The 22,426-nt window shown below is 38.8% G+C and carries 18 protein-coding genes; 8 read left to right on the top strand and 10 right to left on the bottom strand.

All coding sequences use genetic code 11. The features are described 5' to 3' along the window. The first annotated feature begins 337 nt into the window (after positions 1 to 337). From dinG to rsmS, 4 genes are all read left to right on the top strand, one after another. Positions 338 to 2,401 (top strand): ATP-dependent DNA helicase DinG, encoded by a 2,064-nt coding sequence (gene dinG / locus HWV03_RS15045; protein WP_211676644.1) that lies wholly within the window; start codon positions 338 to 340, stop codon positions 2,399 to 2,401. Next, positions 2,401 to 3,180, top strand: a complete 780-nt coding sequence (locus HWV03_RS15050) for a sulfite exporter TauE/SafE family protein (RefSeq protein ID WP_211676645.1) — start codon at positions 2,401 to 2,403, stop codon at positions 3,178 to 3,180. Before dinG ends, HWV03_RS15050 begins: the two co-directional genes overlap by 1 nt. After that, on the top strand, positions 3,168 to 3,794 hold the full coding sequence (priC, locus tag HWV03_RS15055) for a primosomal replication protein PriC (RefSeq protein WP_211676646.1): 627 nt from the start codon (positions 3,168 to 3,170) through the stop codon (positions 3,792 to 3,794). The genes HWV03_RS15050 and priC overlap by 13 nt, the downstream gene beginning before the upstream one ends. 71 nt (positions 3,795 to 3,865) lie before the next feature. Continuing rightward, positions 3,866 to 4,030: a pleiotropic regulatory protein RsmS gene (gene rsmS, locus HWV03_RS15060; protein ID WP_211672305.1), complete on the top strand. Its 165-nt coding sequence runs from the start codon at positions 3,866 to 3,868 to the stop codon at positions 4,028 to 4,030. A gap of 58 nt (positions 4,031 to 4,088) precedes the next feature. On the opposite strand, the gene HWV03_RS15065 is transcribed toward rsmS, so the two are convergent. Both HWV03_RS15065 and HWV03_RS15070 read right to left on the bottom strand, forming a co-directional pair. Beyond that, on the bottom strand, positions 4,089 to 6,260 hold the full coding sequence (locus tag HWV03_RS15065; RefSeq protein WP_211676647.1) for a UvrD-helicase domain-containing protein: 2,172 nt from the start codon (positions 6,258 to 6,260) through the stop codon (positions 4,089 to 4,091). A 50-nt stretch (positions 6,261 to 6,310) separates the two neighbouring features. Next, positions 6,311 to 7,702, bottom strand: a complete 1,392-nt coding sequence (locus HWV03_RS15070) for an O-antigen ligase family protein (protein ID WP_211676648.1) — start codon at positions 7,700 to 7,702, stop codon at positions 6,311 to 6,313. 207 nt (positions 7,703 to 7,909) lie between these two features. On the opposite strand from HWV03_RS15070, the gene HWV03_RS15075 reads away from it, so the two are divergent. Next, positions 7,910 to 9,532 carry a phosphoethanolamine transferase gene (locus HWV03_RS15075; RefSeq protein WP_211676649.1) on the top strand — a complete coding sequence of 541 codons (1,623 nt, stop codon included), beginning with the start codon at positions 7,910 to 7,912 and terminating at the stop codon, positions 9,530 to 9,532. 79 nt (positions 9,533 to 9,611) lie between these two features. Here the strand turns inward: HWV03_RS15075 and HWV03_RS15080 are convergent, their stop codons facing one another. From HWV03_RS15080 to HWV03_RS15095, 4 genes are all read right to left on the bottom strand, one after another. Further along, positions 9,612 to 10,691, bottom strand: a complete 1,080-nt coding sequence (locus tag HWV03_RS15080) for an acyltransferase family protein (protein WP_255546852.1) — start codon at positions 10,689 to 10,691, stop codon at positions 9,612 to 9,614. A gap of 61 nt (positions 10,692 to 10,752) precedes the next feature. Further along, a complete protein-coding gene (locus HWV03_RS15085) occupies positions 10,753 to 11,145 on the bottom strand; it encodes a diacylglycerol kinase (RefSeq protein WP_211676651.1) in 393 nt (130 codons plus the stop codon). A gap of 355 nt (positions 11,146 to 11,500) precedes the next feature. Further along, entirely contained in the window at positions 11,501 to 12,022 is a 522-nt protein-coding gene (locus HWV03_RS15090) for a hypothetical protein (RefSeq protein ID WP_211676652.1), read from the bottom strand. A gap of 63 nt (positions 12,023 to 12,085) precedes the next feature. Continuing rightward, positions 12,086 to 13,510 carry a hypothetical protein gene (locus HWV03_RS15095; protein WP_255546854.1) on the bottom strand — a complete coding sequence of 475 codons (1,425 nt, stop codon included), beginning with the start codon at positions 13,508 to 13,510 and terminating at the stop codon, positions 12,086 to 12,088. 17 nt (positions 13,511 to 13,527) lie between these two features. Here HWV03_RS15095 and HWV03_RS15100 point away from each other — a divergent pair, with 17 nt between their 5' ends. After that, positions 13,528 to 14,703: a hypothetical protein gene (locus tag HWV03_RS15100; RefSeq protein ID WP_211676653.1), complete on the top strand. Its 1,176-nt coding sequence runs from the start codon at positions 13,528 to 13,530 to the stop codon at positions 14,701 to 14,703. A gap of 165 nt (positions 14,704 to 14,868) precedes the next feature. Beyond that, on the top strand, positions 14,869 to 17,709 hold the full coding sequence (locus HWV03_RS15105; RefSeq protein WP_211676654.1) for a methyl-accepting chemotaxis protein: 2,841 nt from the start codon (positions 14,869 to 14,871) through the stop codon (positions 17,707 to 17,709). Here HWV03_RS15105 and HWV03_RS15110 read toward each other — a convergent pair. The 4 genes from HWV03_RS15110 to HWV03_RS15125 all read right to left on the bottom strand — a co-directional run bounded on the left by HWV03_RS15110 (position 17,706) and on the right by HWV03_RS15125 (position 21,767). After that, on the bottom strand, positions 17,706 to 18,203 hold the full coding sequence (locus tag HWV03_RS15110; protein ID WP_211676655.1) for a protein disulfide oxidoreductase: 498 nt from the start codon (positions 18,201 to 18,203) through the stop codon (positions 17,706 to 17,708). The two genes, HWV03_RS15105 and HWV03_RS15110, sit on opposite strands and share 4 nt — an antisense overlap. Positions 18,204 to 18,240: 37 nt before the next feature. Further along, positions 18,241 to 19,002: a DsbA family protein gene (locus HWV03_RS15115; RefSeq protein ID WP_211676656.1), complete on the bottom strand. Its 762-nt coding sequence runs from the start codon at positions 19,000 to 19,002 to the stop codon at positions 18,241 to 18,243. A gap of 86 nt (positions 19,003 to 19,088) precedes the next feature. Beyond that, positions 19,089 to 21,143, bottom strand: coding sequence for a protein-disulfide reductase DsbD family protein (locus HWV03_RS15120; protein WP_211676657.1), 2,055 nt, complete (start codon positions 21,141 to 21,143; stop codon positions 19,089 to 19,091). A gap of 189 nt (positions 21,144 to 21,332) precedes the next feature. Continuing rightward, positions 21,333 to 21,767 carry a hypothetical protein gene (locus HWV03_RS15125; protein WP_211676658.1) on the bottom strand — a complete coding sequence of 145 codons (435 nt, stop codon included), beginning with the start codon at positions 21,765 to 21,767 and terminating at the stop codon, positions 21,333 to 21,335. 349 nt (positions 21,768 to 22,116) lie between these two features. Between HWV03_RS15125 and HWV03_RS15130 the strand changes: the two genes are divergently transcribed. Further along, on the top strand, positions 22,117 to 22,404 hold the full coding sequence (locus HWV03_RS15130) for a DUF3622 domain-containing protein (protein ID WP_211672317.1): 288 nt from the start codon (positions 22,117 to 22,119) through the stop codon (positions 22,402 to 22,404). Positions 22,405 to 22,426 lie beyond the last annotated feature (22 nt).

Raw genomic sequence — 22,426 nt, forward strand, 5'->3', positions numbered from 1 at the left:
GTATAACCCAAGTATAGCGATCAAATAATAACCCTAACAATACTGTAATACTAACGAATTTAGTTATATGAATGCCTTTACACTATGACGTATGAATAACAACGCAATCATATAAAACAAAACGTAAGCTTTCAGTCTCTAATTTGTCAGCTTTGTCAGCTTTGTCAGTAGTAATCAAGCAGCCAGTCAATATTTTTATAAACTACTGTGATTTTATCAGTGTTCCCCTACTTAATATCTATACAGACGGTATAATTACGCTAAAATACAATCCTAATGACCTTGGCTTTAAATCGTGCTTGCAGAAACAGCAAGCATGCTTCAGATAAGAGTAAACATGCTTTCAGATAAGAGTAAACAAGCTATTCGTGATGTTTATCAGAACATCCGCGATTCACTGCCTGACTTTGCAGTCCGTAAATCACAAAATATCCTTGTGGCTGAAATGGCAAAAACCCTCGCCGGTAATTTTGATAAAAATCGTCGTTTAATTATAGCCGAAGCAGGTACAGGAACAGGTAAATCATTAGCTTATTTGATTGCAGGGATCCCACTCGCCACCGAAGCGAAAAAGACCCTCGTCATTTCAACAGCCACCATTGCACTACAAGAGCAGCTTTTGCACAAAGAACTGCCTTTCTTTCGCCGTCAATCAGGGCTTAAATTTGAGTTTGCCTTGGTGAAAGGTCGTCAGCGTTATTGCTGTGAACAAAAGCTTGCCATGCTTTCGCAAGCTGATGACCAAATAGAACTACTTGCTGACTTAGCCACAGTTCCTAAAAAACGCGATTTACAGCTTATCAAGCGCATGTTTACGGCCTACGCAGCAGGTAAATGGAAAGGCGATATCGACAGTTGGCCCACCCAGATCCCCGGCGATATTTGGCAATTAATTGTTTCAGACCGTCACAGTTGCAGTAAATCATTTAGCGCACACCGTAATTGCCCTTTTCATAAAGCACGTGAAGCCTTGGACCAATGTGACGTGCTCATTGTAAATCACGCCTTATTATTAGCTGATTTAGAGCTTGGTGGCGGCATTATTCTACCAAAACCAGAAGACTGTTATTACGTACTGGATGAAGCCCATCATTTACCACGCATTACCCGTGATTTCTCGTCAGCGCATGCTTCGGTACTCGGCGCAAAAGCCTGGTTACAGACCATGGCGGTATCAATGCGCCAACTCACGCAAACTATCGCGTCAAGCGAGATATCCGATCCGGTCACAAAACTGCTCAGTTCAATCAATACTATCAGTAAAGAACTCACCAAGGTCCACAGTTTAATGTCCGCTAACGATCGCCAATTTAGTGATGATTCTTGGCGCTTTGCTGATGGTGAACTACCAGAATCGTTAGCAGAACTGGCAGCAAACATGAATCATGAAACCAAACGTGGCGTTAGCCAAACAGCAAAGATTGTTGATATTCTTGCCGAACAAGTAAAACAAGATCAGTTGCCACAAGTTAAAGCAAATAAACTCATTACCGAAGTGGGTTTTTACCTGCAACGCATCGAGAATCTACATCAAGTGTGGAACATGCTGATTAAAGAAACAAAAGGCACACCACTGGCAAAATGGGTAGAGAAAAGTGGCACTCGCCAAGACGACCATATCTTTGCAGCTAGCTTGATTGATGTTGACAGTAAACTAGAACACATGTTGTGGTCGCAATGTGGCGCTGCGATCTTGACCTCAGCAACATTAACCTCACTCGGCAACTTTAATTATTTCCGCCGCCAAGTCGGCTTATTAAATGATGAATCAGCGCAGCACCTGCAACTCGACTCACCGTTTGAGTTTGAACAAGCAGAGCTATATATACCTAATTTAGCACTAGCACCAAATGAACAGGGTTTCACTGAGTTATTAGCAGAAAAACTCCCAAGTTTACTGCCGGACAAAAAAGCATCTTTGGTGTTGTTTAGTTCGTACCGACAAATGAATCAAGTCGCTGAAATTATTCGTAGTACAACAAAATTAGAACTATTGGTACAAAAAGAAAGTTCACGTGCCGAACAATTACAAAAACATGCAGAAAACGTGAAAGCAAATAAAACCAGCATCTTATTTGGAACCAGTAGCTTATCTGAGGGTCTTGATCTACCTGGGGATTTACTTACAAATCTAATTATCACTAAAATCCCATTCTCAGTGCCGACCTCCCCTGTTGAAGAAGCGCAATCAGAATGGATCACTAAATCTGGTGGAAATCCATTCATGCAGGTCTCAGTTCCCGAAGCCAGTAAAAAATTGATCCAATCTTGTGGTAGATTACTGAGAAAAGAGAAAGATTCTGGTAGAATTACGTTACTTGATCGTCGAGTTGTTAGTAAACGCTATGGACCAGCATTGCTTAATTCGCTTCCCCCTTATAAAAGAAATATAGAGTTTTGATGTTAGAACTTGGTTTAGAACCTTCGGTTTTTATAATTTTATGCAGCGTTGCGCTGGTTGCTGGTTTCATTGACGCTATTGCTGGCGGTGGTGGTTTATTAACAGTCCCCGCATTACTCAGTGCTGGCCTACCCCCACACCTTGCATTAGGTACCAATAAATTGGCTGCCAGTTTTGGTTCATGCGCTGCAGCAATAACCTTCTATAAGAAGCGTTTATTTAATCCCAAATTTTGGTGGCGATCATTTCTGTTTACAGCCACCGGAGCTATATCTGGTACCTTCGTAGTTAACGTCATCAGCACCGCTTGGCTAGAGAAATTATTACCCGTCATTATTATCTTTACTGCTATCTATTCTATCTTTAGCAAAACCCAAGAACACACAGGTGAAACCTTACCTGATGATAACCCTGCACTACATAAAAAGCAGGGCTTACAAGGGTGTATTATCGGCTTTTATGATGGTGTCGCTGGCCCAGGTACCGGTGCATTTTGGACTGTCTCAACAATGGCACTGTATAAACTTAATATCCTATTTGCCTCTGGTGTTGCTAAAGCAATGAACTTTACCAGTAACTTCACCTCCCTACTGACCTTTATTTACCTTGGTCACATCAATTGGTATCTGGGTTTAAGCATGGGGTTATCAATTATGGTTGGTGCGATCATTGGAGCACATACAGCTATTCATTTTGGGGCTAAGTTCATTCGCCCATTATTCATTACTGTCGTTATTATTATTGCCTTTAAGCTGGCTTATCAAGCATGGCTACAATAACCCGTCAGCAACAACAGCTCAACCAACTCACCCAACGTATTAAACAGTTGAGTGAGTTGAGTAAGCAAGTCAACTCGAGTCACACAACGACCATCAATTATAAATTACGCGATCGCGCCTTGTTCTATCCTGGCTTATTTATCGGTAACAGCCACGATATTCAGCAATACATGGCTGAATTAGAAAAGAGTATGACGCGTTTACAACACTATTTTGATAAGAGTGCTGATAAACAGGCAACCAACACAAAGCAGCCAAGCACATCGCCAGAAAATACATTATCTATAGAGAACGTGTTATTAGAAAAAGTAGCACATCAATTTAGAGCTATTAATGGCGTATTACGACAGTGTCATTTTAGGCGTGGAGAAGTCAAAGGTGTGCAAAAAAATTATGCTGTTATTGCGAAGAAGTTATTGCAGAAATCACACTATTTATATCAAAAATTAGCGCAGCAAATAGAGTATGAACGCCGTTTGCAAGCAATGATAGATCAACAAACCGATCCTCTTCAATTACAACAAACTAAGCAAAGATTACAGCGTTGTCAGGCAGCAACAGCAAAAGTTCGCCAGCAGTTACAACGCTATGAACAAAAGAAAGATCTTGTGTAATAAAACATTTCGTTACCAATTAAAAACCTTAATATGCAATATATAACTAAAATAAGTAAGGATCCTTTATTATGTCGCTAGAAAACGCACCAAAACATATAAAACTTGCCGTTGACCTCATCCAACTACTTGAAGAAAGCCAACTACCGACAGAAACAGTGATCAAAGCATTGGCAATCGTACAACAAGATTTTCAACGTAAACTTGGAACTGAAACAACGAACAACGTTAGTTAGTTCACTCATTAGTGAGTAAGACCAATAAGCAGTAATTGTTATCAGACAAAGTTCCAATCTATTTTGCAATTGTAACGGCATAGTCCCCTGTTACTAATTCTTCCACAAAGCTCGACGGATTACTTTTATTACAAAGTAAATATACCTGCTGACGAGCCCGTGTTAATGCCACATAAAATAACCGGCGCTCTTCTGCATCAGGAAAACCAGACACATCAGGCTGTAATATCATCGCAAAGGGGTGGCGGGATTTATGACAAGGAAAGCCATGCTCGCCTGCTTCCATCGCTAACACAACTACATTATCGGCTTCTTGCCCTTTCGAACTATGCACCGTCATGGCTTTGATGGCTAACTGAGGGTATTGCGTGGATAACACTGTCAGCGTCTTATGATCCGGTAATTGAAAATTAAATCGAGCGAGCAATAACACTGATTTTTGCTTGCCTTCGCCTTTAACACTCGCCGCTATTTGCTTTAATTTTTTTTCTAACAGTAACCTTGCTGCATCATCATTTTTTTTATTTTCGCTGTGCTTATTGTCACTAACCTGATAGTAATTAACCTGTATACAGGCTTTTTTTGCTTTGCTATATGTTGTTATTTTCTTATTCATTTGCTCTGTGTTTACCATCACAAAGCCGCTCGCAACAGCACTAATCTGGTCATTAAAGCGGAACGTAGTATCGAGTGGTAATGTACTCGTCATACCAAAATAATCACTGAAGCGTGTTGTAACCGCGATATCACTGCCTGCAAATTGATAAATAGCCTGCCAATCATCACCAACACAGAATAATTTACTATCATCATGTTGCGTCTGTAACAGCCTGACTAGGCTCGCTCGTACTTGAGATATATCTTGAAATTCATCGACAAGAATATGCAGCCAAGGTGAACTAAACTGCCCATGACTCACATAATCACTTGCCTTGGTGATCATCTCATCAAAATCAATCTCATTATTTTCCGCTAAATTCGTCTGATAGTGTTCAAGTAATATAACGACGACTTCATGTGTTAATGCCGCAAAATCACTATCAGGTAACGCACTTAACCTTTTTTCAGCGCGCACTGTGCGGGTATTTTTATACTGCATCGTTAATTCGACAAGTTGGGTTAGCAATTTTTTATACCCACCTTTGCCTGCTAATAATCGCGTAACTTCTTGCTCATGTTTTTCACTCGGTAACTTGCCTAACCAAGCCACATAGGCATAACAATATTCACTAAACAATGCATTAAAGCCAGCATCCATCAGCAACGTCGCTATGGTCTGCTTAAAAAATTGTTGTTTCGCATTATCACTGCTCGCTAGCTTACTGATTTTCGGCTTATTCGTTTCAACTTGCTTGATAATATCTAACGCTAAGGCATGAAATGTTTTTACTGTGATCCTCGCGCTTGGAAGTCGCTCTTTCAAACGTGTTTTCATTTCTTGTGCTGCATCTTTTGCAAACGCCAGTATTAAGATAGTATCAGCCGTAGCTTGCTGTGATTCTAATAAATACGCACAGCGCCCTAACATGACACTTGTTTTGCCACACCCAGCGCCCGCTAATACCAAGTTAGCATCATTAGCGACAATACAGGCATCGCGTTGCTTCTCGGTAAGTGGGTGTGTTTCAAGACTATCAAATAGGGTTTTATAGTTTTGTTTTTGCTTGTTCATTACAGCTTGATTATATTTATCTAAATTTTCGACCTGACTTTGCTGCCAAAATCGTAAATGTGCTAAGGGTAATTTAAGAGCAGCTGGGATCTTATTAATTTGCGGTAATATTTCAAACCAATCAGCCCAAGGTAATAACCATGTCTGTAAAGCCAACCATTTTGAATGGGAAATATAGCCCAGCTCAATCACTTGTGTGAGCTGTTGATACAGTTCGAGGACCTCGGCTTCTTTCCCCTCTAATGCACGAAAATACAACTCATCAATTAGCCCTGTAACCTCAGCCTTATCAATACCATTTAAACGAACACGCTGACTTTCCCAATTAAGTACTAAGGTATCAAAAAATGAACCACGGAAATGCTTTAGTTTAGGTTCAAACGTAGTCCAAGGATAGTGATAGGTTTGTTGCCGTTTAGTCGTAAACACAGCACCCTCTGGACAAAACGATAATGTACGGCAATTTGCACCAAATAACTGAGCAAAAGTAGAAAAAGAATAATCAGGCAATGCAGATGAACTCGATAAAAAATAATAGAGAAAACATAGCACAATCATTGGTATTATTTAATACGTAGACTTAACTTTATCGGAAATTTTCAACTCTCTTAACCAGCCTTGCTGAGATCGGCCGCCGCCAATTTTTCAGATAGGATCTTAGCTAGCGCCACGTTCATCGACAATAAAATATATAAAGGCCAAGTAAAGCTCTGAGTCAAAAAGGTACCCGCCACACAAAACGCAACTAACCCAGCAAAAATACCATCATTACAGGTTACAATCATATTGCGTTCCCCCACAAGTAACACACGACTACTCACTTCTGTCCGCCATAATTGTCTAAATATCACAACAATAAGTGCAATGAACAGCGCTAGACCTACAAATCCCGTTTCACCTAAAACCTGAAACCACGTACTGTGTACCGCGTGGTTTTTACCATCCCAGAAAGGACTAAACAAGTAATAATTAAGGTAAAAATTATTTACCCCAACCCCTGTCAGTGGGTTTTCTAGCGCCATCTCCCATGATGCGATCCACGCATAAATCCGCCCCATGGTTGATTCACCAATGCCTTCTTCTACCGAACCTCCAGACGTACGATCTGAAATACCCGCCATCATCACTAAGATGGGTAGTAATAGTACACCACCCGCTAATACATATATCTTATTCTTAATTCGCTTAACCGCGAAATACCCAGTCACCGCCATGATCCCCATCAGCCCACCACGACTTTGCGTAGCAATAATCGCCCAAAATAAAATAACGTAAGCCATTGCTAGTAATACCCGATGCAATTTACCAATATTAGATTGCAACAGATTTGATAAAGTAAAAGACATGGGGAACAGAAGTACTAACGCTAAGTCATTCGGATCACCAATTAATGAGCCAAATTCCCGTGAAATTGTCACTCGTGTACCTTCAACCAGACCAATACCTTGTAGCTTATTATTAATCGCTTTTAGCCCTACAACAGCCCCTGCCCCCACGTATAAATAAGTCGCAATACGAAAATGGTAAATAGTACGAACCAACCAGCAGATCGCAATTGTCATTACCCAAACTTTAATGATTACATCAGAAAAAAGCGTAAATGCAGCCTGACGGTTATACGCAAATGCGATACCAAATGCAGCCCACCCCAGAAACAAGCATACAAATGTCAGCTCTGTTGACCAATAAACCTTAATTCGATTAGTCAAATAGATATGCCAACCTAAAACAAAAAATGACATGAGAGAAAACGCCAGCGGAATATGCAACGGGATCAGTACTGGAAATGCTTCGTGTATACGAAAATAAGAAAAAATAACAAAGGTAATTACAATATAAAATGGGATCTTCAGTAAGCTAATCAAAAACATTGGCGTAACAAGAAATACCACAGGCACTAACCAGTTTTTAGTCTGATACCACAATAGGCCAGTAACAAGGGTTAGCATGAAGCTTAAAAATATTTGTAAACGCGGATTAACCGTATGCAGATCTATCATTAAACATCCCTGCTTATTGATCTCATTGTCTAAGTAAAGCAGGGATATAAAAAAGTGAAGTTAACAAAATATAAAAATATGGTTTTTTTGGAGCCGATTAGATCAAACGATTGGTTTACAGACGAGAATAAGACTGAATCTGAGCTTCACTTCAACTGTTATAGTCTAATATTCGATATAGTTATTGTTAACTTGGTTATATATTTAATGTCAAATAAAATACCGTTTGGTTTATCTAAAAGTCGAATATACTTAACTACTTCTATTTTTTTAATTTTAACATATTATATTTACATCATTGTAGATATAGCATCTTTAGGTAACACTTTAAATTATTCTAATATAAAGTATATAATTGGGGTTCTACTTAAAGCCAGCATTAGCACTCTCTTCATTTTGATTTTATCTTCAATTTTCAAATTTAAATACCTAAACTTATTTTTATTTGTCATTGTTAGTATCATTTCATCAGCTATTCTATTTGTTAAAATTCAATATGGTAGCTTTGAACTTGGTAGTTATATCAGTATCATGGAAACAAATACGAAAGAAACTATAGAGCTATTTCATTCTATTGATATCCCATTTATTGTGCTTTTTCAATTGATTATAACTCCGTTTATTTTATTTAGACTAAATCAATACCTAGGAGGTTTTAAAGTAAGTTTAGTTCTTATTCTGGCCCTAATTTTATTAATTGGTTTATCCTCATCACAAGCCAAGAATAATTCAATATTTTCAGTGTCTCTAACGGGAGAGGTTGTACTGGTCCCTATGAGTAGAGCTTATTACATTTTATTTAATATGCCTTTATTAAAGCCAATTGCCCTATCACAATCCTATTCAAAGTTGAAAAAAATTGAAAACACTCCGATCAAAGCAGAATGGGAAAATATCATAGTTTCAAATTCATCCAATAAGAAAAATTATGTCGTTATCATTGGTGAGTCAGTGCAAAAATCATCTTTATTTTCATATGGATACCATAGAAATACGACTAAACCTCTAAAAGAAACAAATGGTATGACGTTAATTTCAGATCCAATTGCGCCAGCCCCCCAAACCGGCATGGCCTTAAGTAGAATTTTAGCCATCAATGATAAGCTAAATATTAATAACAATTTGAACATTATCGACTTAGCAAATCTTTCTGGTTTTAATACATTCTGGTTTTCTAATCAAGGTCAGATTGGGATATACGATAGCCCCATCACTAATATTGCGAAAAGAACAGGTTTAACCATATTTCATAATAAGAGTTATGAACAAGCAAATTCTGATTTCGTTTTAATCGAAGATTTAGAAGCGCATTTAAATGATAATTCAAATAATGTATACTTTCTTCATATGATTGGTTCTCATTTCGATTTTTGTGAAAGAACAAAAAACGCAATAAAATTAGAAGATGCTTATAGAGAGCAATTGAAAGATGAGCAAAACTGTTATGATGATACTATCCTAAACACCAGCATTTTTATAAATAAAGTAGTTTCTCTGCTCGAATCTACCTCTTTAGATTATGAAATCATCTATTTTTCAGATCACGGACTCGTGGATATAGAAAGAAAACCCTATAAATCTCATGGTGTGGGGAGTTTATTTCAAAGAAAAGCACTTGAAGTACCACTTATATTTATCTCAAGTAGCAAGACCAGCAGTGACATGCAAAATACAACATATTTCATGAGAGATTTCCCACACACTTTCGCAGAATGGTTAGGCGTTACAGCAACACAAATTGATTATACTAAATCAGTTTTCCACCCAAAAATAAAGCAAGAAAAATATGTGTTGAATGACTCTTCAGAAATAATATACTTTACCAAATAGAGATACCTAAACATAGTGTGTTCAGGCAACGAAATTATATCGTTCGCACGCCATCTCATCTCATCATATCGTTGTCGATTTATCGTTTTAATAAACGATGTAATTTATTATTGACCTTCAACAAAAAAACCGAATAAAGCGACGCGATTGTCAAAAACAATAAACACAATACTATGGTTATTAATTCACTGTTTATCCCACGAGCCATACTTTCCCAGGGCGTTCTTAAGAATCCATTAACCAAAAATAGCGGCATCGAGATAGTGCCAAAAAACATGCATGTTTTGAATACTAAACTGCCCTCTTTAATGTTTTTCAATATGAAGCTAAAAATAAAGAGCAAGATAATACAAAAAAAGAAATGACTCACTAAGAAGGCATACTCATTAAAATTGCCAGCGGCGAATGCTAAAATTGACACGCCAAACAACCAATTTGGTAAGTTAACTGGTTTATCCTGCGCGAAATAAATCCCTAAACACAATACTGGCATGTGGCCAATAACGGTAATAAAAACACTGACATTGCTATATAGATAACCGTTAGTCAGCAACGAAATAGTGATACAGACTAAACTTATAGCGATTAAAAATATGTTTCCAAATCGTTTGAACATCGCCAATATAAATGGAAATACTAAATAAAATTGAAAAATAAACGATAAAAACCACCAAGGGCCAACTAACGATAAACCTTGATATGGATAAAAGTTATATAGCAGAGATAATTTAAAAATAAGAGGTTTTGAAAGAGGGATTAACCATTCGGTAAACCCCATACCCTTATAAACAACATTAAAGGTGAACATAAAAATAAAATATGAAACGATTGCGAGTAAAAACATCGGATAAATTTTCACAAGGCGACTAATAATAAATTTTATATATAACAGCTTATTTTCATTTTTTGCGTACTTTTTCATTAAGCCATAAGCACTTAAAAAGATAAATATCTGCACTCCAAAGTGGCCAAAGTAACTAAATAATGCACGAATAATACCAGCGGGCTCAGTTAATAAAATATCAAATAAATTGAACACTTTTCCCGAGGTAAATTCCATTTCATTTTCACTAGGGGTAGGAAAACGATGCATGAAATTATGAATAGCAATCATTAAGATACCCAAACCTTTTAAGATATTCGAATCTACCTTAGTCATGCCATTCCAAATCATATATTTATTCCTTTTATAATTATAACGAGTCGAATTATATTTTTAACTATAAAACCACAATCATAAACCATACAAAGGCAGCAAGGCAGAGGCTCACAAATACTGCTGCAGAGCCTATATCTTTAGCGCGACCACTTAACTCGTGGTATTCGCAGCCAATGCGATCAACAGTGCTTTCAACTGCAGAGTTCAATAACTCAACAATCAACACTAATACTAGGGTTCCAACCAATAAAATTTTTTCGACATTAGTCACATCTAACATAAAAGCGACAGGCGTAAATATCAGTAATAATAGTAATTCCTGCCTTACCCCAGACTCATATTTAATCGCTGCACGGAGCCCCTTCATCGAATAACCAGTCGCTTTAAATATTCGCTTAAAACCGGTATAACCAGGCTTTCCGCTTTGGTTATTTATAGGGGGGGATTGCTTCATGAATATCCTGAATAAAATAAGTTAAATAATTGGGACGGGATACAGCAGCTATAAAAAATTGGCCATTCGCTTAGGACGCACTGGTATTTATCCATATCGTTTAGTCTGATTAATCATTGCACTATATTAAAATGATAGATCATTTATGTTGTTAGAACATATTAAATATACTTTTAACTAAATAGAAACTTAGTAATACTTGTTACCAATAGAAATATCGTGGTGGCTATCAATTAAAAGGATGTTACAAACAGGGGCTAAGTTGGGGGGGGAGAGCCTGCTCTAGACAGGCTTAATATTAAATTAATTTGTATCAGCGGCATCAAATACCAGTTTATATACTAGCCAGTAATGCCTATTTACTCTCAATCGCCAGTGGTATTTCTTCTAACATCATGGTGCCTTTCGTGACACCATCTGCCAGTTTTAAATATTCACGGGTAAAAATAGGGCGGAATTTATCGGCGTCCATCGCCATATAATTGTTTAATTGGCGGTATAGGGTATAGACAAAGTTATCACCCGTCGCGGCACGTTCCGCGGGGCTCTTACGTTTAAATTTAAATAAGCGTTCATAGGCTTTATCGTGATCGGAATGGCCCATTAATACGATAGACTCACGCATGATCATATCCGCAACCACAGGTAAACTAGGCGGAAAGTCATAAGGTAAACCATTGCTGCGGCGCAGTGTTGGGATCTGCTCTGCGACCTTGATAACCGCTTCAGGCGCATATTTAGAAAATGTCAGCTTCCAGATATTAAATTGTGCCGAATCGTAATCATAATTAAATGACGGAAAACTACTTGCAAGCATGGTGTACATAGTTGCAATCGCTTCGGTTTGTGGCTGAGATAAATTAATTGTTTGTTCCATACACCCTACTATCAAAATTTAGTGTTTTAAGATCCATATAGGCACTATCACTATATTAATACATTAATCATCGTCACTATCAGTAATGCCCGGATCGATGAATTGTGGTGGCAATGTTTTTAATGGCGCTGGCGTTACCGTGCGTTCATTCATCTGTGGTCGTGATTGTCCGCCGTTTTGCGCGGTCATGCCAACCGTCAACTTACTAATGCCCATATCAGCTAAGGCTTTGTTTAAATTACTGTCTTTACGACTTGCTTTCGATACATCTTGTTTGCCATTCAGGGCTAATGATATCAAGCTATGCACGCTAGTATCATCTTTAAATAATAGCCCAAACGCAAAGTTAACAGATTGATAATAAGGGTCTATTTGTGCACCATCAATCGCTAATTTAAGGTCGGCTTCGGTAAAGACTTCCAAACGTAATATGAGTCTGTCACGTTGCTCTGCGGTCATGCGTAAATTAATGCCGACAGCCGTTTGCGTGCGTTCAAGCCAATAACTAAAGATCCGTAACGCGGGAGAATCAGCTTGGCTAACTTCCATACTATCCGCTAAACTAATCAGGCTCTCAATGTTACCGGAGTTAGTAAAAATATCATTAAAATTACGGCCTTTGTTTACCAAATCACGGCGGTGATCAACACCATCAACAGCACGCTTAAGTTCGGTAATAGAATGCAACATTAGCAAACTATGTAGTTTCTCAAAATGCGCTTGTTTTGGTGCAATATATTGCGACATTTGTAAGCGTTTAGAACTAAACCAATAGTCATAAACTTGCTTAATGTCCGCCATCTTTTGTGGGTCTTGCCTAATCTGATGATAGCTCGGCATAAACCCACTTTGATTCTGGATATGACGAACACCTTGACGGCTTAGCGTTGGCTGAAAAGGCTGACGCGCTTCAGAGGACGGATTACTCACAGACTGAATACTGGATGGTGCATTCACTCGATTCACTGCTGATACATCTTTAATATGTTGTAATTCAGAGCTATCAAGCTCATACCAATCAAAGGCAGAGTTACGGCTATTAAGTTGAATACAGAGCACCTTGATATGCTCGATAGTAAAACCTTGACGCATAAATTCATCACAGCGCACACGGAATTTACCGTTATTAAAGTTCAAGCGTTTCTGAGAGTACTCTGCCACCAAATCAAATACTTGCTGGAAATATTGTAGACTTGGATCAGGCGCAGATACAGGCACTTCAACTTGTTCTTTAAAGTCTTCATACATAATGGCGTTGTTGATGTACAAACCAGTATCATCTTGCTGAAGATAGTTTTTATTAATCAGTTCAGTAATGCTATGCTGTTTATCTGATTGCAATGAGAAACGCGAAAAATCCGCAATGCGATCTTTATTCTTTTTGCATAACATCCATACTAATAAGCGAAATGCAGCATCAGAAAGTGATGATGATTGCGCGATATGATCGGGCACGATAAAGTATGTGCTCTCCATTTTTCTATTCATAACTGTTTAACACCACAATGCCATATTTAATTACAACTGAGCAATACGCTAATCTAAAGTCTACCATAGAAGACTTACTTGCACCTTTTGATTCCTTTGCTTTTTCAGACTTTGTTACTGTGAACCCTGTACCAGCGCTGACAGTAAAAAAAGCAGACCAACTGGTGACTGCTCAAGGTTATGAAATTACATTAGATCTTTTGGAACAAAGTGACGAGCGATATATTATCGAAGCGTATTATGATATCACTGATAACAAAAATATCTATGCAATAAATGAATACGCACAACCAATCAACTTATTAAAAAATCCGGGGTTTACCCGTATTTGTAGTATCTGTAATACCACGACTAATCGCAGTCAGGGTCTTATCTTTAGTCATCCGCAGCAAGGTGATTTTTGTGCACATCTAAGCTGTGTAAAAAAACGCCTGCCCGAACTAATGCCATTTGTTAATTATTTACAAAAACTACCCGCGTTAATTAGTCATCTCGATCAACTGCAAAGCAGTGTCTTTAGCCAAGTTTATTCATCCGGTGCCCCACTACGCTTATATTTAGCGATTGTTGAAGATGAAATACGCCAACACGGCTTTGTCAGTAAACAGGATGCAATCCAATTCCATCACAACTTTAATCACGCAACTTATAAAAAAGCAGCCCAACGCTATCAAAAATCCACTTATCCTAAAGACCTCAGTTTTGAGTTTGTTGAAAAAGCAATTTTGTACACCAAACAAATGAAATCCACCAGCTTAAACGACAAATTAAAACAACTGTGTGAACAAAGTGTACTGGCAGAAAATGAACTGGCAACAGCCACTTTAATTATTTCGAACTATATCGTGAATAACCAAGGTTTGTTAAGTCATCAATCACCATTAGCAACCGACAAAAAACTCGCATTACATAATGACGGTAGCAATATTAGTGAGGCATTACGCTTAAAAGGCAAGCTAGGTGATTATGTACGTTGCCGTATTACGGTAAATAGCTGTAAATACCAAATCGTCACCAAACGCTACGATATACGCGGTAAAGATGATACCGGCCGTGTGGTTCAGTTCAATCACAGCCAAGCTGTTACTGAAAAGTCATACATTTATATTAGTGGCTTTATTTCTAAGTTTTATCAAAATCAATACGGCTATACGATCTCGGTATTGAAAGGGGTTAAACTGTTATCTGCTTAACGTTATCACAAGCAACTCGACCTAATGCCTCGCTGCGCATAATCCTATAGAGATCATCTATTTTATAAGATCTAGCTCGCAATAATTTGATTTCTATTACTAATGCCTCTCATATTACCAATTTATAGCTAGGGTTGTTTATCATAACTTACCCAATTGGAGGCAATGGCAATGAAAATCAACATGCCAATTACGGATACAGAACAGTTTATGAAAGACGGAGATATTCTTGTCTCCAAAACTGATTTAAAAGGCAGTATTACCTTCGTAAATCGCGCTTTTATTGAGCTAAGTGGATTTACCGAAGCAGAGTTATTACGTAAAAGTCACAGTATCGTTCGGCATCCCGATATGCCAGCAGCCGCGTTTAAAGACCTGTGGGAAACAATACAGCAAGGTAATCCGTGGACAGGTATTATTAAGAATAGAGTAAAAAATGGTGATTTTTATTGGGTGATCGCCAATGTTATCCCCATCAAAAAAAACGGTCAAGTCATCGAATTTATGTCGGTCAGAACCAAACCAACACAGCAAGAAGTTAAAGACGCAGAGCTCACCTATCTGGCGATGAATACCGATAACCAACCACGTAAAAAACCATTGAACACACTCAAACAACTGCTTGTTAACACCAGACTCAAAGCCAAAGTATCAATATTGACCACATTTGTCGCTTTTATCTTAGTCGCAGGCGCGCTTATTCAATACACAAGCGTGCACAAAATAGAGGCCACTTGGGATAACTACCAAACCAATGTCACCGCACGTGGGGCGCTCATTAACGAGATCACATCCTCATTAGGTTACGGCGGTATCATTCCGCACTTTAAAAATTATGCTTTACATCAGGATGATAACTACCGACAGCAGTTTATCCAAAGTTATACAAAATTACTTAATCAGCTCAGTCGCTACCAAGCACTACCAGATATTAATTTACAAGAGCAACACGCGTTAAAAGATATCTCACTTGTCGCAGAGCAATATCGCCAGCATCTAGACAGTATTCAATCACTTATCACTAACGGTGTTGGAACAAGCCAAATTGATACCAGTGTGAACATTGATGATGAACCTGCGCTTAATGCACTTTCACAATTGCAGAAAAACTATACATCACTCACGCTGCAAGCTGCCAGCACGCTACATACACAAATCACGGATTCATTCGTAAGTCTTGCCATTGAAAGACTGGCAACATTCCTCATCCTAGCCTGTCTTTCCATCATGGTATTACACCGAGCTATCATGAAGCCAATCAAACAGTTAATTGGTATTTTCAGTCAAATTAATGAAGGTAAATACGAGAACAAATTTGAAATTCGTAATAACAGTGAGTTTGGTCGATTATTTCAAGCCATTTACATCACCCAGACCAAACTCAATTTCGATATTCAAGAGTCACGATTAACCGCCGAAGAAGCATTACGTATCAAAAATGCCTTAGACAACGTAACAGCCAATGTCATGGTGGCAGATGGTCAACGTAATATTATTTATATGAATGAGTCGGTTGATAAATTACTTAAAAATGCTGAAAAAGATTTCAAAAAAGAGTTACCCGACTTTAATGTAGACAATTTACTCGGCTCAAGTATCGATGTATTTCATAAAGACCCACAACATCAACAGCAGATACTACAAGGATTGTCATCTACCCATGAGGCAAATATCAATATTGGCGGTAGAACCATGCAGTTAACACTTAATCCAGTGATAAACACAGCGAATGAACGTCTCGGTACCGTCGTGGAATGGAATGATAAAACAGCAGAGCTAGCAATCGAACAAGAGATCGACACGATTGTTGCAGCGGCGGCAAATGGTGATTTATCTAAACGTATTTCGCTTGAAGGTAAAAATGAGTTCTTCACGAAGTTAAGCTTAGGATTAAATGAGTTACTCGAAAGCTCATCGTCGTTTGTCAGCGATGTCGGGGGCTTATTCTCTTCTATGTCCGAAGGTGATTTAACCCAGTCAATCGAGCAAGAATATAATGGTGAATTTCAAAAAATTAAAAATGATGCCAATAATACTATCGCTAAACTCACTTCGATCATCAGCCAGATCCGAACCTCTGCAGAGACGGTAAGTACAGCATCACACGAAATTGCACTGGGTAATACCGACCTCAGTCAACGCACTGAAGAACAAGCTTGCTCTCTTGAACAAACAGCATCGAGTATGGAAGAAATCACCGCTACCGTGAAACAAAGTGCAGCCAATACCGATGAAGCAAATAAACTTGCAACAGAAGCTAAAAACAAAGCACAGAACGGCGGTAAAACCGTACAAGATGCGGTTTCAGCAATGAAAGATATTCTCACCGCGAGTAATCGTATCAATGATATTATCAGCGTCATCGATGAAATCGCATTTCAAACGAATCTACTCGCACTAAACGCCGCTGTAGAAGCTGCGCGAGCCGGAGAACAAGGACGTGGATTTGCTGTCGTAGCTGCTGAAGTCAGAAATCTATCACAACGCTCGGCTGATGCAGCAAAAGAAATTAAAGACCTGATCCGTGACAGTGTTGAAAAGGTAAAAAGAGGGTCATCACTGGTTAATGACTCGGGTGAGACCTTACAAGAAATCGTTCATTCTGTTGAACATGTTGCTAGTATGATTGCAGAAGTCAGTAACGCAGCAACGGAACAATCCTGCGGTATTGAGCAGGTGAATCAAGCTGTAAATCAAATGGACGAGGTTACCCAACAGAACGCCTCACTGGTAGAGCAAGCATCGGCTGCCAGCTCTGCCATGTCAGAACAAGTTAATCACATGACCCAGTTAATTCAATTCTTTAAATTGATAAAAACAGAGCAACAAGAAACCATCCTTCAAAACGGACAACACGCACCACGAGAACAGCGACAACGTCGTCATAATGCAAGCTACCGCCATGGACTACAATCCACTACACCGCCAATAACGGCGCAGGAAAAGCAATCCAATGACAAGGCGATAGCCGCATTATCAAATAACGAAAGTTGGGATGAATTTTAGCTCAACATTAATCGCCACCAGATCCCAGGCAAACTGGTGAATCCGGTGGTGAACCATTTAACCTCACCATCTTTCACAATTAAGATGGTTGGGGTGACCTTCACATTCCAGTCACGACCCAAGTCATAGTTTTCATCATTCACTACATCAAAATCATACTCATGATGCTGTAAGTATTTCTTCACCCTTATCTCTTCACCAGAACTTAAGGCGACAGTCACCACCGGGTAGAATTCCGATAATGTCTCAACCGCAGGGCTAACAAAACGACACACAGGACACCAGGTTGCCCAAAAATAAACAACCACAGCTTGATCTTTACTTAACTCGGCAAGGTCAACCTGTTCTCCGGCCAATGTCATCCCAGCTAATGCTGGAATGTTATGTTTCGGAAACTCTTTCCCACGCCATACATCCACAGCCGTAGTAATAACAAGGGCTAACAATAGAAATATCACTAATTGCTTAGTCCAACCAAGTAGCCGTTGTTTCATTTATTTGCTTCCTTTGATGATGAAATTAATATCAACACTACTTGTTACGTTGTGCTTCTAGTGCACGTTTCACTTGCTGTTTAAGCTTCTCGTAAGGCACAAGGCCACCGACAATTTGATCAGCAAAGATAAGACCCGGTGTTCCAGTTAATCCAAACTCACGCATCAAGTTCATACTACCATTAATTGTAGTTTCAACACTCGCACCCGTATTATCTACCCATTCATCAGTGCCCGTTAGTTTACCTACTTTCTCAATAGCATCACTGTCTAAACGGCTCGGACGTGACATTAATTTTTTGTGTAACTCATCGAATTTTGCAGGTTCTTTTTCCCAAACAGTTAATGCTAGCTCAGCTGCTTCTTTGGAGCTTGGACCTAAGATTGGCACAAATTTATAGACAACACGTACTTCAGGAAACTCTTCGACTAATCGATCTAATATTGGCTCAATTTTTTTGCAATAAGAGCAGTTGAAGTCAGTAAAGTAAGCAATGGTTAGCTTAGGATTTTCAGCGCCCATCCACGGATCCATTTTATTATTAAACAAGGCTGCATGATTATCACCTAAGCTTTGATCTTGTTGCGCTTTAACTTTTTTCTGTTCGTGAGCCTGTAGCGCAATAATTGCTTCTTTTAAGATTTCAGGATTATTTACCAAGGTTTCTTTTACCATTTGGTTAAACTTATCTTGTTGTACAGCCGTCATATCTATTTGTTCTGGTGCTGCCCACGCCATTTGCGTCGCTAAAATAGCGGCTGAGATAGTGGTAGAAAGTGTTAATAATTTCGTTTTCATTGTTATTCCTATTTATTAAATTTGTTTCTGTATTTATTTTACGAATCGTCATACCCCACGCATATACGCAGGGCAGAAATTAATTATTATTCGCCGCTCGCTTGCTTAATTGCATTCATCACAGCATCGCCACTTAAAATGACCGGCAGTGGTATACCGTTTGGCGCCCTAGGACCATAAACAATATTGAATGGCACACCAAAACGACCGTTACTTTGTAAGTAACCCGTCACGTTTTCAGATCTTACCGTCCAATCACCTTCCATCGTTACTACATTGTCTGTTTGCAGTTTGCTATAAACTGGATCTTGTAATACGACACCTATCTTATTCGCCTTACACGTAATACACCAATCCGCAGTGACATTCACAAATACCGTTTTACCTTCTTTGACTTGCTCATCGATACGTACAGTATCAAGATTTTGCCACACTAAGTCATCCGGTAAACCGTTTGACCACTTGCTCGTTGTTAACGACGCAGCTAACATACCACCGCTACCAAGCAACAAACCAACACTAACGCTGATAAGTACTGCGCGTTTACCTTTAAGTTTTATCATAAAACCAATAAATACCAAGCTAACAAGGCTAAACAGGCCATAAATAGCAAGTGTAGGTAAGAAACTAGACAGCAAAGTCACTAGCCATAAACAAGTCAGCATTAATAAACCAGCAAAAACAGTTTTCACCGACCCCATCCAGCCACCAGGTCTAGGCAATAGACTGACAAGGCTTGGAAAAGTTGCAACTAACAACCACGGCAGGGCCATGCCAATGGCTAAAGCAGTAAAGATAACAAATAAACTTAACGTATCAGCACCCAGCGCATAAGCAACCGCGGTACCCAAAAATGGTGCGCTACAAGGCGTTGCGAGTAACGTAGCGAACATGCCCTGCAAGAAATGCCCACGATTACTGTCATCACCCGCGGTGGCTAATTTCGTTTGTAAGTTTGACGATAAACTAAACTCAAATGCCCCTAACATGTTTAATGAGAATACAGCTGTGATAATAACCATAACCGCAATAAACCAGGGACTTTGGAATTGAATCCCCCAGCCGATAGCCTGACCCGATACTTTTAATGTAAAAATGAAGGCCGCAAGTAACCAGAACGACACGATGATACCGGCCGCAGAAGCAAGGAATTGTTGCCTTATTTTACCCTTCTCGACACTTGGCGCATCGATAATAGTGCTCAATTTCATGCCCAGAACCGGCAATACACACGGCATTATATTGAGGATTAAGCCACCTAATAAAGCAAACAGTACTATTCCCATTAGAGACTGACCTGCGATAGTGATTTGTCCCGCAATAACAGGTGTCGAAAACTCTAACGCTTGAGCTGAAGTGATGACGGTTAAGTTTAACGTTTTATCGATTAATTCAACGTCACCCAGCCAATTACTGGCGTCGAATACCGCAATTAAATGATCACCGGACTCTTCTACCTTCTTTAGTTTAAAGGCCGTGTCTAAGTCTCCATCAAGCAATAATGTCGGTGTTTCACCCCAAGTATAACCAGACACTGTCGCTTGTAATTGACTGTTAGCGTGATCCCATACTAATTGAATAGCATTATTATCATCTACTTTTATCGGTACTTGAGTAATGCTTTTGTTATATAAAAACATCGCTTCAGCATCGGCTTTCAAACTTTGAATATCAGCCGACATGTTAATGTTATAATCAGTTAATACGCAAATATTAGTACACGAAGATAAGGTTAATTTACCCGCCAATACCAATGGTTTATTCATGTCTTCGAACTGTAACTGGATTGGAAAGCTAACCGCATCGCTATACCCATAAGTCTCTAACCCAAGCAATGAAAAATGTTTTGGTACTGGCCACTGCCAGTCACTGTCAACAAGGTTTGTCGAATCTTGCCAATCAATACTTGGTGCGATACCGCCTTCACCGGGTGAACGCCAGTAGGTTTTCCAGTCATCAGCAAGCTTTATTTCAAGTACAGCAGGCACTGTATTATTGATTTTATCCACTTCTCCAGTCAGCATAAAGCGTAACTTAATTGGTGGGTGTGATGGTGCTTGTAACCAGCCTGTTGTTTGCGCTGAAATACTCGCGGATATAAATAGCAAGCAAGTCACAAATATGGTTTTTATTGTCTTCAAGTCATGTCTCCAAAAAGTACTTAAAGTCATCTTGCTGATGCTTTAATACCAATTGTATTTAATGGGGCGTCGATAAAAATAATTATTCTGTAGTATACCCAAGCTATAAACATCAATTAAATACGCTTTAATATAAAACAGTGATTAATTTTTGAATTTTAAGCTATCGCAGAGGTATATTAAGAAATATTACTCTTCGAATTTACACAAAATAAGGTGACGACGTCGAGAAGGGACAAAGGTACTTGCTAGATAAGTAAAGTTGAGTGGCTGACGCGTAAAATAATGGCTGAATAGGATGATCATTAAAATGACCATGACTAGCTCGTCCATATGCGTACTGGATTTTTGTAATAATTGCTCAGTCAGTTTACAGACACCGCCACTGTTATCAAGGTAACTGGCACCTGTAAGTTCCGCGTTTACGACTGCGCTAAAGTCAGCACTATAATTCACACTTTCATTAGCACGAGTCTGGCTATTTAACTCAGCACTGGTTAATTGAGCACTACTTAACACAGGTTGATTAAATGAATAAGCATTGTTAACCATACAAACAATCAAAAACGCTACTATTAACAGTAGGCTTATATTTGCGTTGTTTGTTGGTTTAGTGATGCGCATACATTCTTACGTTGTCATTAATCATAGGGCTTATTTTTACCGACAATCATAAAATATAACAAGTAAGACTAATTAAAATTACCCTTCTTTACGCAAATACCGCCAATAAACGGCGTAATATAATAAAATGTTGCGATGAATTTCATTAACTGCTGGTGTTTTTGTCATTTTAGCCTAGAATCCCGCCTTCTAATTCATTTCTCTTTATCCAGTGTTGATAACAAAACGTATCGCGATGATTAAGTAGAATGAAAAAGCACAAATAAGATATCCAAGCTAGTCTCAGATAAAGCATCCTAAAGTAGTTTGGGGATATCACCACACTGAATAATCGCTAGGAAATAGACACATGGCAAAAGGTAAAAAGTACGATTTTAATTTGGTACTAGTAGACGGTTCTTGGACTGCTGAAATCGTGAGAAAAATCACATCTAAAAAAACAGTTGTATCAAAAAGCCAAGCTGGCTTTGCTTCAGAAGCAGAAGCACAAGTTTGGGCTGAAACTGAATTAAAAGGTTTTTTACAAAACCAAATCGAACGTAACGCACGTCGTATTCGCCTCGTTTCAGAAAGCGTTGAAGATAATGCAGAAGAAATCGTTGAAGAGTCTGACGAATCAGAAGAAGACGACGCTTAATATCACCCAGATATAAGCAACG

The organism is Moritella sp. 36 (assembly GCF_018219415.1).
Taxonomy (GTDB): Bacteria; Pseudomonadota; Gammaproteobacteria; order Enterobacterales; family Moritellaceae; genus Moritella.

Coding starts and splice junctions, on each gene's coding strand:
- dinG (WP_211676644.1), top strand. CDS start 338: ATGCTTTCAGATAAGAGTAAACAAGCTATTCGTGATGTTTATCAGAAC.
- HWV03_RS15050 (WP_211676645.1), top strand. CDS start 2,401: ATGTTAGAACTTGGTTTAGAACCTTCGGTTTTTATAATTTTATGCAGC.
- priC (WP_211676646.1), top strand. CDS start 3,168: ATGGCTACAATAACCCGTCAGCAACAACAGCTCAACCAACTCACCCAA.
- rsmS (WP_211672305.1), top strand. CDS start 3,866: ATGTCGCTAGAAAACGCACCAAAACATATAAAACTTGCCGTTGACCTC.
- HWV03_RS15065 (WP_211676647.1), bottom strand. CDS start 6,260: ATGATTGTGCTATGTTTTCTCTATTATTTTTTATCGAGTTCATCTGCA.
- HWV03_RS15070 (WP_211676648.1), bottom strand. CDS start 7,702: ATGATAGATCTGCATACGGTTAATCCGCGTTTACAAATATTTTTAAGC.
- HWV03_RS15075 (WP_211676649.1), top strand. CDS start 7,910: ATGTCAAATAAAATACCGTTTGGTTTATCTAAAAGTCGAATATACTTA.
- HWV03_RS15080 (WP_255546852.1), bottom strand. CDS start 10,691: ATGACTAAGGTAGATTCGAATATCTTAAAAGGTTTGGGTATCTTAATG.
- HWV03_RS15085 (WP_211676651.1), bottom strand. CDS start 11,145: ATGAAGCAATCCCCCCCTATAAATAACCAAAGCGGAAAGCCTGGTTAT.
- HWV03_RS15090 (WP_211676652.1), bottom strand. CDS start 12,022: ATGGAACAAACAATTAATTTATCTCAGCCACAAACCGAAGCGATTGCA.
- HWV03_RS15095 (WP_255546854.1), bottom strand. CDS start 13,510: ATGAATAGAAAAATGGAGAGCACATACTTTATCGTGCCCGATCATATC.
- HWV03_RS15100 (WP_211676653.1), top strand. CDS start 13,528: ATGCCATATTTAATTACAACTGAGCAATACGCTAATCTAAAGTCTACC.
- HWV03_RS15105 (WP_211676654.1), top strand. CDS start 14,869: ATGGCAATGAAAATCAACATGCCAATTACGGATACAGAACAGTTTATG.
- HWV03_RS15110 (WP_211676655.1), bottom strand. CDS start 18,203: ATGAAACAACGGCTACTTGGTTGGACTAAGCAATTAGTGATATTTCTA.
- HWV03_RS15115 (WP_211676656.1), bottom strand. CDS start 19,002: ATGAAAACGAAATTATTAACACTTTCTACCACTATCTCAGCCGCTATT.
- HWV03_RS15125 (WP_211676658.1), bottom strand. CDS start 21,767: ATGCGCATCACTAAACCAACAAACAACGCAAATATAAGCCTACTGTTA.
- HWV03_RS15130 (WP_211672317.1), top strand. CDS start 22,117: ATGGCAAAAGGTAAAAAGTACGATTTTAATTTGGTACTAGTAGACGGT.